This is a genomic window from Deinococcus multiflagellatus, assembly GCF_020166415.1.
Lineage (GTDB): Bacteria > Deinococcota > Deinococci > Deinococcales > Deinococcaceae > Deinococcus > Deinococcus multiflagellatus.
Genome location: NZ_JAIQXV010000007.1, coordinates 1 through 15174 on the forward strand (window position 1 = coordinate 1; position 15174 = coordinate 15174).

The 15174-nt window shown below is 67.6% G+C and carries 13 protein-coding genes and 1 pseudogene; 7 read left to right on the plus strand and 7 right to left on the minus strand.

Going from position 1 to position 15174, the window contains the following annotated elements; genetic code table 11:
- Positions 1–947, minus strand: a pseudogene (locus K7W41_RS10150) (tetratricopeptide repeat protein); the annotation flags it as partial.
- 268 nt (positions 948–1215) lie between these two features.
- On the opposite strand from K7W41_RS10150, the gene K7W41_RS10155 reads away from it, so the two are divergent.
- From K7W41_RS10155 to K7W41_RS10165, 3 genes are all read left to right on the plus strand, one after another.
- Positions 1216–1725 carry a hypothetical protein gene (locus K7W41_RS10155; protein WP_224607622.1) on the plus strand — a complete coding sequence of 170 codons (510 nt, stop codon included), beginning with the start codon at positions 1216–1218 and terminating at the stop codon, positions 1723–1725.
- Positions 1722–3146, plus strand: coding sequence for a hypothetical protein (locus tag K7W41_RS10160; protein WP_224607624.1), 1425 nt, complete (start codon positions 1722–1724; stop codon positions 3144–3146). The genes K7W41_RS10155 and K7W41_RS10160 overlap by 4 nt, the downstream gene beginning before the upstream one ends.
- A 115-nt stretch (positions 3147–3261) precedes the next feature.
- Complete coding sequence (locus K7W41_RS10165) at positions 3262–3756, plus strand: hypothetical protein (protein WP_224607627.1); 495 nt, start codon at positions 3262–3264, stop codon at positions 3754–3756.
- A gap of 152 nt (positions 3757–3908) precedes the next feature.
- On the opposite strand, the gene K7W41_RS10170 is transcribed toward K7W41_RS10165, so the two are convergent.
- Both K7W41_RS10170 and K7W41_RS10175 read right to left on the minus strand, forming a co-directional pair.
- A complete protein-coding gene (locus K7W41_RS10170) occupies positions 3909–5294 on the minus strand; it encodes a sensor histidine kinase (protein ID WP_224607631.1) in 1386 nt (461 codons plus the stop codon).
- Positions 5291–6949 carry an FAD-dependent oxidoreductase gene (locus K7W41_RS10175; protein ID WP_224607634.1) on the minus strand — a complete coding sequence of 553 codons (1659 nt, stop codon included), beginning with the start codon at positions 6947–6949 and terminating at the stop codon, positions 5291–5293. Before K7W41_RS10175 ends, K7W41_RS10170 begins: the two co-directional genes overlap by 4 nt.
- Before the next feature lie 457 nt (positions 6950–7406).
- On the opposite strand from K7W41_RS10175, the gene K7W41_RS10180 reads away from it, so the two are divergent.
- Entirely contained in the window at positions 7407–7667 is a 261-nt protein-coding gene (locus tag K7W41_RS10180) for a hypothetical protein (protein WP_224607637.1), read from the plus strand.
- A 77-nt stretch (positions 7668–7744) separates the two neighbouring features.
- Here the strand turns inward: K7W41_RS10180 and K7W41_RS10185 are convergent, their stop codons facing one another.
- The 3 genes from K7W41_RS10185 to K7W41_RS10195 form a co-directional block, all read right to left on the minus strand.
- The gene (locus K7W41_RS10185) at positions 7745–7945 is read right to left on the minus strand and encodes a hypothetical protein (protein ID WP_221088306.1); all 201 of its coding nucleotides are present in this window, start codon (positions 7943–7945) and stop codon (positions 7745–7747) included.
- Between the two features lie 256 nt (positions 7946–8201).
- Positions 8202–8423 (minus strand): hypothetical protein, encoded by a 222-nt coding sequence (locus K7W41_RS10190; protein WP_224607640.1) that lies wholly within the window; start codon positions 8421–8423, stop codon positions 8202–8204.
- A gap of 238 nt (positions 8424–8661) precedes the next feature.
- Positions 8662–8913, minus strand: coding sequence for a hypothetical protein (locus tag K7W41_RS10195; RefSeq protein WP_224607643.1), 252 nt, complete (start codon positions 8911–8913; stop codon positions 8662–8664).
- 677 nt (positions 8914–9590) lie between these two features.
- Between K7W41_RS10195 and K7W41_RS10200 the strand changes: the two genes are divergently transcribed.
- From K7W41_RS10200 to K7W41_RS10210, 3 genes are all read left to right on the plus strand, one after another.
- Complete coding sequence (locus K7W41_RS10200; RefSeq protein ID WP_224607646.1) at positions 9591–10748, plus strand: branched-chain amino acid ABC transporter substrate-binding protein; 1158 nt, start codon at positions 9591–9593, stop codon at positions 10746–10748.
- 813 nt (positions 10749–11561) lie between these two features.
- Positions 11562–12278 (plus strand): M23 family metallopeptidase, encoded by a 717-nt coding sequence (locus K7W41_RS10205; protein ID WP_224607649.1) that lies wholly within the window; start codon positions 11562–11564, stop codon positions 12276–12278.
- Between the two features lie 8 nt (positions 12279–12286).
- Positions 12287–13252, plus strand: a complete 966-nt coding sequence (locus K7W41_RS10210; protein WP_224607652.1) for a TolB-like translocation protein — start codon at positions 12287–12289, stop codon at positions 13250–13252.
- Between the two features lie 536 nt (positions 13253–13788).
- Here the strand turns inward: K7W41_RS10210 and K7W41_RS10215 are convergent.
- On the minus strand, positions 13789–15084 hold the full coding sequence (locus K7W41_RS10215; protein WP_224607654.1) for a radical SAM/SPASM domain-containing protein: 1296 nt from the start codon (positions 15082–15084) through the stop codon (positions 13789–13791).
- Positions 15085–15174 lie beyond the last annotated feature (90 nt).

The following is a 15174-nucleotide window of genomic DNA, read 5'->3' on the forward strand; positions in this document are numbered from 1 at the left end:
CGCGCCGCCGCCTGCAACCGCCGCCCCGGCGCGCGGGCGCGGTGGCGCTCGCAGTAGAGGGGATGGGTAAAGGCCACCCCGCGCAGCACGCCCTGGCGCTGCAGCCGCTGCAAGGCAGGGGCCAGTTCGGCGTCACTGAGGCCGCACAGTGCGCCCAGCCGGGCCTGCGGTCCCTCGCCCGGCCACAGCGCCAGCAGGTCCAGGGCGGCCAGGGCGGCCGGGTCGTGGTCAAGGTCGCCCAGCGTGCTGTCCAGAATGGCGTCCACGGCGGCGGGGCGCAGCCCCCGCTGGGGCGGGTGCCAGCGCCACACCCGCCCGTCGCTCCACAGCGAGCCGGCGCGCGCCAGGGTGCGGAAGTATTCCAGGGCAAACAGCGGATTGCCCCCCGACACCGCGCCGATCCACCCTGCCGCCTCTGCGGGCAGCGGCGCCCCGGCGGCCACCCGCAGCAGGTCGTCCAGGGCCACAGGGTCCAGGGGCCGCAGCGGCCAGGGCTCAAAGCCGGGCGGGGCCTCGCCGCGCGTGCTGATCACCACCCCCACCCCCGGCAGCTGCGGCGCGGCGCGCGCCAGCGCCGACCACCACGCCTGGGCCGGGGCGCTGGCTTCGTGCAGGTCCTCGGCGTACAGCACAAAGGGCGCACTCTGGGCCAGGGCGGCGCCCACGGCGTCCAGCAGCGCGGTGTCGTGCGGGGCCGCCGCGCGGGCCTGCTGCGCCCAGGCGGGCAGCGCCGCGCCCCCTGGCAGGCGCGACAGCAGCGCCCCGGGCGGCAGGGTGGCGTGCACGCTCAGGCTGCGGCCCCCCAGTGCCAGCAGCGCCGAGTGCGCCGCGTGGGATTTGCCAATGCCCGCTTCGCCGCACAGCGCGGCGGCCAGGCCCCGGCGCAGGCTCAGGGTCTGGCGCAGGCGCCGGGTCAGCGCCTCGGCCACCGTGGGCAGGGGGGTCATGTGAAAAGCAGCATAGACGGGCGGCCCCGGCGCATGGTGGCCCGGGTCCCTTTGTGCGGGGGTGCTTGTCCAGAGGAGCGCGGGGGGAACGGTGGGGGAGAGTGGCCCCCCACCCAGGGCGCATTCGTGAGCGGGCCGTCAGCCGGGGCGCCGCACCATACCGGGCAGGTGAGGCGGCGAGGCCAACGGGGCCCGCGCCGGCACCGCCCCCGCGCGCCCGGCCCCGCTCCCCCGGGGTCGCTGCACTCCCTTTTTCCCCGAGGACCCTATGCCCAGACTGCTGTTCCTCGCCGCCGCCACTGCCCTGCTGCTGGCCGCCTGCCAGGCCCCGCCCAGCACCGACCCCGCCCCCACCCCCGATCCTTTTGCGGGACTGCCTGCGCCGGTGGCCACCGCGCCCGCCCAGGGCAATTTTGCCGCGCAGACCACCGCCACCGTTCGCCTGGGGCCCGCCACGCTGCAAAGCGGCGCGGTCGCCACCTACCTGCACCTGGACCAGGGCGCGGGCGGCGCGCTGAGCGGCTACGCGCTGTTTCGCGGTCTGGACGGTCAGGAACGCTTTGAGCGCCTCAGCGGCACCAACGCTGGGGGCCGCGTGACCCTGCCGCTGAGCGTGGAGGCCTGCGGCGCCACCTTCGACGTGACGCTTTACGGCACCGTGGCGCCCGCCAGCACCCTGAACGTGGCGGGCGGCAGCCGCACCGTGTCCTGCCACGGGGTGCCGGTGACCGTGGCGCTGGCGCCCTTCCAGGTGAAGCTGGCCGGGGGAACCCAGTGAAGCGCGCCCTGCTGTGGCTGAGCCTGCCGCTGGCCCTGGCGGCCTGCACCGTGGACATCAAGATCTCGAACCTGTCGGTGGCGCCCTCAACGCTTGAACTCAGCGCGCCGGCAGTCAGCGTGCCAGTGGGCGGCCAGGCGACGGTCACGGTCTCACTGACCAAGGACTGCATCACGCCGGCCGAGCAAGAGAACGTGCTGGCGCAGGGCAATGGACTGCCCCCCAACCTCACCCCAGATGGCTGCGCCTACGGCGACCCCGGCGGCCCGCTGGAACAGCCGGTCAGCGACGTGTGGGTGGGCACCCGCCAGCAGATGACCCTGGAGCCTTCACCCTACGACCCCAAACCGGACCCATTTACGGTGAACGACGCCCCCCTACCAGCGGGGCTGACGGTGCAGTGGACAGGCGAACCTGTCGGCCAGCAGCGCGGGGAGATCACCCTGGGCGGCGGCGACGGCAGCGTGAGCACCGGCACCTTCACCCTCAGCACGGCGGCGGGCGTGCAGCCCGGCACCTACACGCTGTTTGTCTCCGACTCGCAAACAGAGCGCGCCCGGCCCCTGACCGTCACGGTGACCCCGCCGGTTCAGCCCCGCGTGACCGCTGTGCGCCTGAGTGCGGACCCCGCCCAGGTGCCCAGCGGCGGCCAGAGCGTGCTGAGCGCCCAGGTGGACGGCACCGGCGCCTTTGATCCGGCCCTGACCTGGACCGTGGTGAGTGGCGGCGGCACCCTCAGCGCGGCGAGCGGGCCCCGCGTGACCCTGACGGCCCCAGGCGGCCCCGCCACCGTGACGGTGCGCGCCACCAGCGTGGCCAACCCTGAGGTCAGCGGCACCGTGACTGTGCAGGTGGCCGCCCCGCCCCCGCCGCCGCCACCCCCCAGCACCCGCTTAGGCGGCCAGATTCGTGCGTGGCCCCAGGAGAGCGGCGAGGTCACGCTGGAAAGCGGGGGTGGCAGCGCCGCCGTGGTCCTGAGCCGCGCGTCCGTGGGCACAGGCGGCACCTTTGACCTGTCGCTGCCCACACCAAGCACCCTGGACCCGCTGACCATTGCGCCCACCAGCCAGTGCACCGTGGACCTGCAGCCGGGCACCCTGCGCGCGGCTCAGGGCAGCCTGTACGTGCGGCGCGCGGCCCAGAAGTTCTACCTGGAAACAGAAAACCCCTCTCTGGCCTCGCTGGTGTACGTGGATCAGCCGGGCCGGGCCTCGGCGCAGTGCACGGCCACCTACACCCTGCCCGACGGCACCGTGATGACCGAGCAGTACGACTACCGCTACACCTTCGCGGCGGCAGGCTGGTATCCGGTTTACCTGACCTACAGCCAGACCAACCCCACGACCACCGTGTATACCTTCACCAGCGGTCCCCTGAGCAGTGCACCCACCAGCTACGTGGTGGGGTCCCCCGTGCCTTAAACCGGCACTCGCCCGGCTGTGCGCTCAGGTGGCTGGGCGCACAGCCGGCTTGCTGTGGTCCCGCACCACGGGGGCCGGCCAGAAGGGGCCCGGGGTGCTGGCTAGAATGCGCCGGATGAAACGTTCCCTTTCGCTCTGTGTTCTGGCGCTCATGTCTTTTGCAGGGGCGCAGCAGAATCCCTGGCGGACCCCCGGGTTGGCCAATCTGTCGAAGCTCGACCTGTATTTCTGGCCGGGCGGGGTCAGCGACATGGAAGACCAGGCCGAGATCTATTTGAAAGAAGCCGTTCAAAGGGGGGGCGTGCCCGTGTCCTTCAAGTCCTTCGAAGATGATCTGGTCGAGACCGCGCAGGCCCACAAGGGGCCCGGCGCATTTGCCATGCTGGACCTGGATATCAGGCAGGAATACTCCAGCGATAGGAAGCACGGTTTCTATGCCGTGACGCTCTCGGTGGTGCGGGGCGCCAAGGACATCCCGGCCGTGGTGACCGTGTTCAGCGTGTCGTCTTACGGAACCGCCGCCGCCAAGGAGTTCGACGCCCAGACCCAGAAGGCGGCCAGAGACCTGATTGACAGGTTCATCACGCTGTACAAGAAAGCGCCGCAGTAAGGCGGGCAGGGGGGCCTCATACAGGTTCCGCTCAAGCCGTGATCGAATCGGCGGCTTCCCGATTCGATCACGGCTTTCCCGCCAACCGTTTTTCTTCTTGCTTGCTCTGCCCGGGTTGAACAGGTTTTGTCACCGTTCAACCGGAATGCTTATCAGTCCAGCGGTAGGCGGACCTGAAAGCGCGTCTCGCCGGGGTGCGAGGTCACGCTGATTTCCCCCCGGTGGCCCTGTACGATCCGGCGGGCGATGTCCAGGCCCAGCCCGCTGCCCTCGCCCACGCCCTTGGTGGTGAAGAAGGGATCGAAGATGTGGGCCTGCACGTCCTCGGGAATGCCGGGGCCACTGTCCACGATTTCCACCAGCAGGTGTGAGCCGCCTTCGGTCACGGCGCGCACCTGCAGCTGACCCTGGCCGCCCAGGGCGTCGGCGGCGTTGGCGATCAGGTTGGTCCAGACCTGGTTCAGTTCGCCCGCGCTGGCTTCGGTCACGGGCAGGTCTGGGGCGTAGTCGCGCCCCACTTGTACGCCGCGCAGGCGGTGGCCCAGCATGGTCAGGGTGCTGTCCAGGCCCCGGCGCACGTCGGTGGGGGCGCGGGGGGCGCGGCCGACGTGGGTGTGTTCCCCTATGGCCCCCACCAGCGCCGAGATGCGCCCGGTGCCTTCTTCCACCTCGCCAATCAGGTCAGCCAGGGTCAGGTGGGCGCCCAGGCGGCGCAGCGCCGCGTCCAGGGCGGCCGGGGGCAGGCCGGCGCTGAGCGGGGTCAGGTCCTCTGTGCCCAGGCCGGCCTCCACCAGCACCGGGGCGAGGTCGGGGGCGCTGGTCACGCCCTGGGTCTCCAGCCAGTCCAGCAGCGCGTCTTCTTGCTCAGCGCGGGCCAGGGCCGAGAGGTGCGGCGGCTCGGCGCGGTCGCGGCCCTCCAGCGCCGCCAGCTGCGCGCGGGTGGGGCCGTCCAGCGCCCAGGCCGCCAGGGCCTGCTCGGCGCTGTTCAGTTCGGCCAACGCGACCCGCAGGCCCCGCGCGGCGCGGCGGCTGGCGGCGGCGGGATTGTTCAGCTCGTGGGCCAGCCCCGCCGCCAGCCGTCCCAGGGCCAGCAGGCGCTCGCGCTGCACCTCGTTCTGCGCCGAATCGCGGATGCGGTCGGCCATCACCGCCACCAGCCGGGGGCCCAGCGCGGGCGCCCGCCGCAGCAACTCGTCAAAGGCGCTTTCGGGCACCCGGAAGACCCAGGTGGGTTCCAGCGCGCGCGAGGTGGAGGGATACACCGTCAGGCGCGAATAGGGCAGCTTGCCGCTTACCTCAAAGGGCTCGCCTGCGCGGGCCACGTAGCGCGGGCCCAGCAGCCCTTCCTCGTCGCGCCGGGCCTCCACAGCGCCTTCCAGAAACAGCAGCATCTCGGTGGCGCTCTCGCCCTGCAGGCTCACCACATCGCCGGGGGCGTAGCGGCTTTCGCGGCCCTGCCCAATCAGCCAGTCCAGGGTGTCGTCCGGCAGGTCGGCCAGCACGCCAATGCGCCGCAGGGCGCCGCGCAGGGCCGTCATACGTGCGCCAGGTACTGATGCACGAAGGAAATCGCCACCGAGCCCTCGCCCACCCCCGATGCCACGCGCTTGACCGAGCCCCGGCGCACGTCCCCCACGGCAAAGACGCCCGGCAGGCTGGTTTCCAGCAGCCCCGGATCGCGGTTCAGGGGCCAGCCCCTGGGGCGCTTGCCGCCGCGCATCAGGTCCGGCCCGGACAGCACGAAGCCCTGGGGGTCGCGCTCCAGCGTGCCCGCCAGCCACTCGGTGCCCGGCACCGCGCCAATGAAGATAAACAGCGAATTGGCGCTGAGGGTGGTGGTCTCTCCGGAAGCCGAACAGTGCACGTCAATGGCTTCCAGGCGCTCCTGGCCGTGCACGCCCACCACGCTGCTGTTCAGTTCCACGCGGATATTCGGGGTCTGCTCAATCTGCTCAATCAGGTACTGCGACATGCTGGCCGCCAGCGACCCGCCGCGCACCAGCAGCACCACCTCGCGCGCGTAGCGCGAGAAGTTCATGGCCGCCTGCCCCGCCGAATTGGCCCCGCCCACGATGTACACGGTTTCGTCCTTGCAGGCCAGCGCCTCGGTGGTGCCGGCGCCGTAGTACACGCCCGCGCCCTGCAGGGCGGCGAGCCCCGGCACGTCCAGCGCGCGCCACTGCACCCCGGTCGCCAGGATCACCGCGTGCCCGCTGACCGATGAGCCGTCGGCCAGGTCCAGCACCCGGTAGGGGCCGTCGGCGCGCAGGGCGGTGACCGTCTGCGTCACGATTTCCACGCCAAAACGCTTGGCCTGCGTTACCGCCTCCTGCGCCAGCCGGCTGCCAGAGATGCCGGTGGAAAAGCCCAGGTAGTTCTCGATGCGCGAACTCAGGCCCGCCTGCCCACCGGGGGCTTCGCGCTCCACCAGCAGCGTGCGCAGTCCTTCAGAGGCGCCGTACACCGCCGCCGCCAGCCCGGCCGGGCCGCCCCCCACAATCAGCAGGTCGTAAAAATCCTGTTCGGCGCGGGTGTGCAGGCCCACATGTTCGGTCAGCTCGGCCGGCGTGGGGGCCGAGAGGCGGGTGCCGTCCGGCAACTCCACCAGCGGCAGCCCGGCGCGGGCTTCTGGGGTGCCCTGCAGGCGGGCCACATCGGGGCTGCTCCCTTCCACATCCAGCCACAGGTAGGGCACGTGGTTGCGCGCCAGGAATTCGCGCAGTTCGTAGGCGCGCGGCGACCAGCGGCTGCCCAGCACCCGAACCCCTTCAAAGGCCGGGCGGTAGCTGCTTTGCCACTCGGCCAGCAGCTCATCCAGCACGGGGTAGAGGTGCTCCTCGGGTGGGTCCCAGGGCTTCAGCAGGTAGCGGTCCACCCCCGCCTGATTGATGGCGCGGATGGCGGCGTCAGTGTCGGCGTAGGCAGTCAGCAGCACGCGCCGGGCATCGGGGAACAGCGGCAGGGTGGTGCCCAAAAAGGCCACGCCGTCCATCTCGGGCATGCGGTGGTCCGAGAGAATCAGGGCCACGGGCACGCCCCGTTCGGCCAGGGTGCCCAGCGTCTCCAGGGCCTCGGGCCCGGAGGCCGCGCGCAGCACGCGGTAGTCCTGGCGGTAGCGCGCCCGCAGGTCGCGCTCCACGGCCCGCAGCACCTGGGGGTCGTCATCAACAGTCAGCAGGACGGGGGTGGGCATGGTGGCCCCAGCCTACGCTCCGGCGGCGTGTGGGGGCTACGGCCTGGGCGGCTGGAGCGTCTGAGACGGCCGTCCCCTTCTGACCTGTTCGGGGAAGCTGCTGTTTCACGTAGCGACAGGGTCGAGGTCAACGCTTGGCAGAGCACCGTGGCTCCTGACCTGTACATGAGATCAGCACTGATTTGGCCACGGTTGGTCCTCGAACTGCAGGCGACAAGAGCCCTCACAAGGCAGATTTATGTCTTGATCTCCCTCTTAGTTTGGGCGGATTCGGCCGGTGAATCCTTCTGACGCAGCATCACATGACTGCCCCTGGCATCAGAGGCCTCAGGCCCTTTTTTTTGAGTCTTGAAATCATTGGACAAATAAATGCATGGTAATGGTCTTAGTCGAACGATTTAAAACCAATCGTTCATTTCATTCATTTGCAGCAACTAATAAGTGATATTCTCCTTAAATGTTAATTCTTCAAGGCCTTTATAAAATCCCTCCAACCAAACGAATGACGCTCTTTGCTGAACAGGCGCGGCCACTGACTGGGGTGCTCGCCCACGATCTTCACGCTGTGGAAGCGGCTTGCGCGCTGAATGCCGGGCAGTGCGAGGTTCAGGTCAACACGGTATTTGGCTGGATGCGCGGCACGCTGACGGAGAGGACGCACACCCGGTTCCGCCTGCGCGCATTCGAGGGGCACCTTTCGTTCTTACCCCGGGGCTAATACCGGCCCCCGGTGCGCTGCCGTCCATGTTGCCGGCAGACCCACAGCGGCTGGATGCCGAACGCCACAGATGGCAGTTAAGGCGAGTGGGACAGCATGATGTCGTCCCGTCGGCGCCCCGCTTCCTGAGCCGACATCCCACAATCCATCAGATACGCTTCCACGGCTGCACCTGCGGTCGTGAGCGCTTCTTTCTCTGTGCCGGTTCCGCTCGCCACCATCAGGTAGAGCCGAAATAAATGTTCTGCGGTCGCAAACGCCACTCGGTGGGTGTCCATTGGTCCTCCTCAGGATGTGGGTTTCGCGCCGGCCCACGTTTTCGTTTTGAAGCCTAGCCATGCCCCAAGACACTTCTCGCCTGCCTCGCAGGGGTGGTTTCAGGGCACAGCGGTGAGACATGGAGGGGCAGGGGTTTCGCGGGGACGTTGCCCGGTTGGTCAAAGAACGGCGCCGTGCAGTGGGCTGCCGCGCGCACCGCCCACATCCATCCGCTGCACGGTGTGCCTCTCTGTGGACATGGCCTCATGACCCGCCTTAGTTCTTGAGTTCCGTACTCAGGCCCGCTTCGAGCGCCTGCTTCGCGCCTTCCAGGTAAGGGGCGGCGGGAGCGTCCACAATGCCCAGATCGCTCAGATAGAGTTCTGCGTGCATGATCCCGGTTGCGCGAGCGGCGTTGGGGGTTTTCTGCTGAAGCAGTGCGATGGCATACCAAGTCGAGGCAATCATGCGCACGGAGGCGTAAATAAGATGATCCATCAGCTGCTCCTGCGGCTCTCCTGAAGAGCGTCGGTTACGTTTCCTATGCCGTCGCCAGAAAGGCGGGGCACTTCGCTGGGGTGGCGTGTGCAAACGTGTGTTGCCCGCCTGTAGGCGCTCCTCACATTGAGGTGAGACCCCGACGTATAAAAACGGCCCTGGCGTAGCCAAGCGTGAGGGCTCCAGGCGTGTCCTGAAGATGTCGGCCAACGTGTAGGCGGAACAGCCGGCGGGCAGCTCAGGTCGCCGGGGCAGCGGACACGCGTCGCACCCCGCTCGTCAGGGCCAGGTGACCAGTCAGCTCAGCATGGTGTGCGGCGGTGATTGGGAGCACGACGCGCCCTTTGAGATACAGGTCGGCGGCACTGTGGACGCTCAGCTGCTGGACATCTTTGAGCAAGACGGTGTAGCTGCGCTCACCCGTACTGAAGCGCACCTGATCCATGGTACCGGGCACCCAGGAAAACGTCACGGAAGACGCAGGGGGCATAAGGACCTCACTTTGTCAGAGTCGAAAGCGTGAACTCGAACACGTCATCTTACGCCCCGGTTATGAGTGTGGGACTCGCGCCGCCCCCGGCTGAATTCCACGCTGCTGGCCTGTCCTGTTCGCCAGTGGCGGGCCCAAATCACCGTTTGGGCAGGGTGTCCGGCGATTGATGCGGGACACAAGGGACGCTCAGGGGGTCCGGCGTACACCAGGGTGACCGATGTTCAATGACCGAAAAGCTCACGGCGCTTATGGCGCAAAACGGCGACTTCTTTGGCACCGAGTCTGCTGGGACAGCCCGTGCTGGGATCTGCGTTCAGCCCTGCTGCGGTCCCGGGCGGCGTTATCCCTTTTCTCCGCTGCGGCGCCGCTGGCAAGTCTCTCCGGCGGGACTCCAGCAAGAACCCGGGGTCGCTCCCCAGCGTCGCTGCAGCCACCAGTCATCCGGGCGCCCGGCCGGCTTGAGCGTTGAGGGGGTGCGCGCGAAAAACGTGTTCCACCTTTCAGTTGGGCCGAGAATGACGCCTTCCGAATGTCAATCGTGACAATTTTGATAGGCGAACCCTCCAATACTCAAGGCGCCTTTACAGCCCTTCTGCGCTGCTTTTGGAAGGTTGAGCGTCATCGCTCGTCCTCAAGCCTGTCTCAACTCGCTCCTGCCTCAATTTGGAGAATTCATGAAGAAGACCGCGTTTCCGCTGACCGTCCTGGCCGCCCTGGCGCTGGGCACTGCCTCCGCCCAGACCACCATCAAGATCGCCACCCTCAGCCCCCTGTCCGGCGGCCAGAGCGACCTCGGCTCCCAGATTCGCAACGGCGCCCAGCTCGCCGTCAACGAGTACAAGGCCCAGTTCAAGAAGCTCGGCTTTGACCTCGTCCTCGTCCCCTACGACGACCAGGCCGACCCCGCCACCGGCACCTCCGCCGCCAACAAGATTGCCGCCGACCGCCAGATTCTGGCCGTGGTGGGCACCCTGAACAGCGGCGTGGCCATCCCCGCCAGCGCTGTGCTCGTCAAGAGCCGCGTGGCGATGGTCTCGCCGGCCAACACCGCCAACCAGGTCACCGACCGTGGCCTGAGCAACATGAACCGCATCGTCGCCCGCGACGACGCCCAGGGCCCGGCCGGCGCCAACTTCATCGCTGGCGACCTGAAGGCCAAGAAGGTTTACGTCCTCAACGACAAGACCGCCTACGGCGAAGGTCTGGCGAAAGCGGTTGAGCAGGCGCTCAAGGCCCGGAATGTGCAGGTGGTGGCGAACGAAGGGACGGAAGAGAAGAGCGACTTCTCGACGATCATCTCGAAGATTCGCCTGCAGCGGCCCGACGCGATCTATTTCGGCGGCATTTACAACCAGGTGGGCGTGTTCATCAAGCAGCTGCGTGAAGCCGGTCTCGCCACCCCCGTGGTGGGCGGCGACGGCATGGACAGCGGCGAACTGCCCGTCATTGTCGGCAAGGCCAATGCCAACAACATCTATTTCACCACCGTCGCCGCGCCGATGTCTGCCCTGCCGGCAGCGCGGGTCTTCGCGGCGAACTACAGGAATACGTACCGGGATGAGATGCAGGGCTTCGGGGCGTTCGGGTACGACGCGGCGAAGGTCGTGGTGCAGGGCGTGCTGAACGCGGTGCGCGCGAACGGCAACAAGCTACCCAGCCGCGCGCAGGTGGAAAGCGCCATCCGCAAGGGCAACTACACCGGCCTGCTCTCCGGCAACGTCAGCTTTAACTCCGTTGGTGACCGCAAAGAAGCCAGCCTGTACGTGATGAACGTCAGCGGCGGGGCCATCCGCCTGAAAACCATCACCCGCGTGAAACCCGCGCAGCCCTGACACTTCTGGCCAATGGAAGACGGCCGGAAAGTGGCCGCCCAGTAGCCCGTGGGGGCACAGGGCGGCCCATTCATTCTGTCCACGCTGCCGTTAAAGACAGGCACTGACCGTATTCGACCCAGCGCCAGAAGCGGGCCTGCCCTCCCTGGCGCTGCGTGCTGCGCTCATACGGAACTTCTCTGCGGCCCAAGCAGCTGGGGAAGTGCCCAGGGGTGCTTTCCATCGCCAGAGCCCCCGACTTTCTCCTGTTCGCGCTGCGGCGCAACTGCCTCGATTCCGCCCACCCCTCGCCTGCGGGAAAAAACTGACAGCGGTATTCCGTTCCGCCCTGGGGATGAAGGGACCCCCTCAACTCCACTCCAACCACTGTCTGTCGCGGTCACTCGCTCCGCTCGCCCCACAAGACCTGAACGGGAACCCTTCAGGTCTTGTGGTCACCGCTATGAGGCATCCACGCGGGGTCCAGAAGGTCGGCCACCGCCAGCGCTGGCTTACAAACCCTGCCGTCCAATGGTGCGGACACGTTCAGCAGTCCACAGAGGAGAGCCTGGCCAACACGCTGTTTTTCTCCTCCCTCCTCGTGGGGGACTCGCAGAGCGGTGCAGCAGAGGGGCAAAGCGAGTGGGGCGTCCCAGACGACGTTTCTTCCTTGGGCCACTCGCCACGCTTGAACACGGTCCGCCCCATTGGCTGTCAGGGTCTTGGCGGTGGCCTGAACGCTCAAGATCAGCTGAAGGCGCAGGGGCGAGTGCCAGAGGGGCAGATGGTGCGCCCGCCTACGCCGGGCGGCGCCCGAACGCGGCAGCATCGGCCATGCTGCCCCGCCTGCTCATTGCCCTGCCGCTGGCCCTGCTGGGGGTGGCGCTGGCCCACTACGCCGCGCCGCTGCCCCTGAGCGCCGTTGCCCCGCCGCGTGCACAGTTTGGCCTGCCGTTCGCAGGCCCCCCGGGCCCAGATACGTGGCTGCTGGGGCAGGGGTACGGCAACACCACCGGGGCCTACCGCCAGCGCCGCAGCACCTACGGCAACCTGCAGGGCATTCACGCGGGGCTGGATTTCAGTGCCCCGTGCGGCACGCCCGTCCGGGCCATCGGGGACGGCGTGGTGGCCGAGGTGGACGGGCCCCACGGCAGCCCGCCTCACAACCTCGTGATCAACCACGCGGGCAACCTGTCGAGCCTGTACGGCCACCTGCGCGTGCGCTCGCCGCTGCGGGTGGGGCAGCAGGTCAAACGCGGGCAGGTGGTGGGCGAAAGCGGCGACTCGCAGGGCACCTGCGTAAGTGCCCCGCACCTGCACTTAGAACTGCGCGACCGCTCGCACCAGCGCTTTTTCAATCCGCTGCCCTACATTGCCGCCGACTGGAACACCCTGGCGCTGGCCGGCTCCTTTGGGCGCGGCTACCAGTACGACCTGACCCAGCCCCGCAAGTGGCAGTCCCCCGACAGCCAGCCTCCGGCCCTGCGCGGCGGGCCGCTGCTCAACGAGTTCAGCAATCCCTGGCCGCCGGCACCCGGGGGGGCGCGGTGAAACGGGCCATGATCAAGCGGGCCCTGGCTCTGGCCGCGCTGCTGACGGGCCCGGTCCTGGCCGCCACCCTGCCGTCGCGCGCAGTGCTGAGCGGCGAATGCTGCCCCGGCGTGGTCTGGACCCCCGATTCGCGCGCCCTGCTGTTTCTGGACGGGCCCCCGGCGCGGGGCCGCACCGCGATCTATCAGGTGAGCGCAGCTGGCGGCGCCGTCACCCAGCGCTTTTCCAGCGTGGCCTTTTTTTCCCCGGCCCTGAACTGGGCGGTGCGGCCCGGGGGCGGCGAGGCCACAACCCTGGAACGGCTGGCCGACGGGCGGCGCTTTACCCTGCCGACCAGGGGCGCCGATGTGACCTGGAACCGCGCCGAAACCCGGCTGGCCTATACGCGCAGCGACACCACCGGCAACTTTGACCGCCGGACCTCGCGGGTGTTTGTGGCCGACGTGTTCGGGGCCCCCCGGCAGGTGGCGACGCTGTACGGCGGCGGCCTCCACGCGTGGCTGGGCGACACCACCCTGCTGCTGAGCGGCAAGCCCACCCCCCAGGCCCGCGACCGCGAACTGTTCACCCTGGACATCCGCAGCGGCGCCCGCCGGGTGCTGCGGCAGGCCCTGAATCTGCGCGCCGTGACAGTCAGCTCGGATGGCCGGTTCGTGGCCTACACCATCGCCTTTGATTCGGCGGCCAGAAACGGCCTGTGGGTCCAGGCCACGGCGGGGGGCACACCACGCGAACTGAACGATTACGGCTCGTACCGCTGGCGGGATGGGGGCCGCCTGCTGCTGATTCCGCTGAACGCGGCGGGCGGGCCCCATGTGCTGCGGCAGTACACCGTGCAGACAGGCGCCTGGGCCACCCTGGGCGACCTGGGCGATCAGGTGCGCCAGAGCGACTGGGGCGTCAGCCCAGACGGCAAGCTGCTCAATTACCTCAGTGCGAAGGATGGGAACGTGCGCGTGGTGCAGTTACCGTAGGAGCACTGCTGGGGTTGGCCAAGTGGCAAGCATACGCCACGGAGCGGCGGGCAAGAAACAACGGCAGAACGGCGTTGCCTTGGGCTGAACACCAGCTCTTGTGTCGTCCATGGGAGGCTGGGAGAAGGCCCTCTGCTCCGGTTGTATTCAGCAAGGCGCCGGACAGGGATTCAATTTCTGGATGTTGGTTTCCCCTCCGTTTCGCAGCTTTGCGAGCCCCTCCGGTGAAAACATTCCGTCACACCTGACGGAATGTTTCGGAAGCCGTATCAGATCTGGCGGAAGTTTCGGAAGTGTAGGTGCTGACTCTCTGGCAGTCAGCACTGAAAGAAGAGGGCATACAGGCGCGTCTGTAACTGATGCCCCCCTCCTCCTCTGACAAGAGAGAGGCGACCCCTAAGATTGATGGTCAGGCCCGGTGGCCAGGTTGACAGAGGGCATGAGGCGGTTGCCGCCGCCAATCGGAGGACTGTTTTCGGCGGACGCAAAGGTGCTCAGGGTCAAGAGGGTGGTCAGGAGAAGGCAGCACCAACGTTTCATTGCGTCACACTCACTTCTTGTCGCCCGGCCAGCAGCAGGGGCAGATAGGCCTTAAAGTCGCGCTTGGCATCCGGGCAGGGACGTTCCCCCGTATTCATGCGGTCCAGTGGGCAGGCGGCCCCCTGGCAGGCAGGCCGCAGCGCGCAGGATTGACACCCGGTATCTGTCAGCGCGTTGTCGACCAGCCAGGGCCTGAGCCTGTCCTGGTCCAGGTGCAGGGAACCGTCCGGCGCGAGGCGGCCCACTTGGTTGCGTTCGTCATCCAGGGCCACCGTGCATTTGTTCAGGCGGCCATCGGCCCTGACCACAAAAGAAAATGGCAATGCGGCGTAGCACACGGCGCCAAAAGGGCTAAAAAGTGGATCAATGGCGGGGCTCAGCCCACAAGCGGCGCCCTGTGCATAGAGGGCAGGGATGGGTGAATGTGGAGCGTCGAGCACCTGGAGCGCACCGTCATTCTCGCCCCCCCAGCGCTCCACCGGGTGAACATGCAGCTGAAAGCGTCGGTCATGGCCAAACTGCTCGCCCAGTGTCGTAACAAACCCCGAGGCGATTGCCAAGTTCTCCTTGTCGAGATTGATCCGGAGCTGCACGCGGAAATCGAGCGTCTGCGCCTGAAGGGCCGTCAGGTTTCGCCAGATCGTTTCAAAGGTGGCGCCCCCGCCCAGCAGCTTGCGTTTCTGGTCATGAAAGTGGGCGGGACCGTCCAGGGTGATCTGGTAGTCACGCAGGCCCAAAGCGGCGTACTGCGCCGCGCGCTCTGGAGTCAGCAGCGAGCCATTCGTGGTGGCATGCGCCGCGTACTTCAGGCGGTGCTGCGCGGCAACCTCGGTGAAGAACTCGGACAATTCCACCATCACCTGATGGGCAATCAGGGGCTCCCCACCAAACCACGAAATCTTGAGGGCTTTAAGAGAAGGGGCTTGCTGCGCCACCAATGACCGGACCGCCTGGCGCACCGGCGGCGTCATGACGCCGTGCTCAAAACGTTCGTAGCAGTACACGCAACGGAAATTGCATTTTTCGGTGGGCATGAGAATGAGGTGCAGCACGTCACTCTTGTTCAGCCCGACAAGCTGCTGAGCCTGGCCGCGGGCGAGCTCGTCGGCGTGCTGTGGGACCAGGTGGCCCTCTTGGATGAGGCGGGCCTGGACTTCAGGTGGCCCATCACGGCCTTTGAGCAGGCCCAGCGCTTCGGCAGGATAGATTCCGCCGCGCCCAGTGAAGGTGTTCTGCAGGTAAAGCGCACCATCTTGCTGTCGCTGAAGGGTATAGCGTGAACGTTTGTACATGGCGCCTCCAGAGACCATTGTTGAAATTCACATGTTGACTCGAGGTTGACCCACAGCGTCAACCTGGAATCAACGTTTGCGGTGCTGTAG

What these genes read in the sequence shown, in the direction of transcription:
- K7W41_RS10195 (WP_224607643.1), bottom strand. Translation starts at nt 8,913, where the DNA reads ATGCCCCCTGCGTCTTCCGTGACGTTTTCCTGGGTGCCCGGTACCATG.
- K7W41_RS10155 (WP_224607622.1), top strand. Translation starts at nt 1,216, where the DNA reads ATGCCCAGACTGCTGTTCCTCGCCGCCGCCACTGCCCTGCTGCTGGCC.
- K7W41_RS10205 (WP_224607649.1), top strand. Translation starts at nt 11,562, where the DNA reads ATGCTGCCCCGCCTGCTCATTGCCCTGCCGCTGGCCCTGCTGGGGGTG.
- K7W41_RS10215 (WP_224607654.1), bottom strand. Translation starts at nt 15,084, where the DNA reads ATGTACAAACGTTCACGCTATACCCTTCAGCGACAGCAAGATGGTGCG.
- K7W41_RS10190 (WP_224607640.1), bottom strand. Translation starts at nt 8,423, where the DNA reads ATGGATCATCTTATTTACGCCTCCGTGCGCATGATTGCCTCGACTTGG.
- K7W41_RS10200 (WP_224607646.1), top strand. Translation starts at nt 9,591, where the DNA reads ATGAAGAAGACCGCGTTTCCGCTGACCGTCCTGGCCGCCCTGGCGCTG.
- K7W41_RS10165 (WP_224607627.1), top strand. Translation starts at nt 3,262, where the DNA reads ATGAAACGTTCCCTTTCGCTCTGTGTTCTGGCGCTCATGTCTTTTGCA.
- K7W41_RS10210 (WP_224607652.1), top strand. Translation starts at nt 12,287, where the DNA reads ATGATCAAGCGGGCCCTGGCTCTGGCCGCGCTGCTGACGGGCCCGGTC.
- K7W41_RS10180 (WP_224607637.1), top strand. Translation starts at nt 7,407, where the DNA reads ATGTTAATTCTTCAAGGCCTTTATAAAATCCCTCCAACCAAACGAATG.
- K7W41_RS10170 (WP_224607631.1), bottom strand. Translation starts at nt 5,294, where the DNA reads ATGACGGCCCTGCGCGGCGCCCTGCGGCGCATTGGCGTGCTGGCCGAC.
- K7W41_RS10185 (WP_221088306.1), bottom strand. Translation starts at nt 7,945, where the DNA reads ATGGACACCCACCGAGTGGCGTTTGCGACCGCAGAACATTTATTTCGG.
- K7W41_RS10175 (WP_224607634.1), bottom strand. Translation starts at nt 6,949, where the DNA reads ATGCCCACCCCCGTCCTGCTGACTGTTGATGACGACCCCCAGGTGCTG.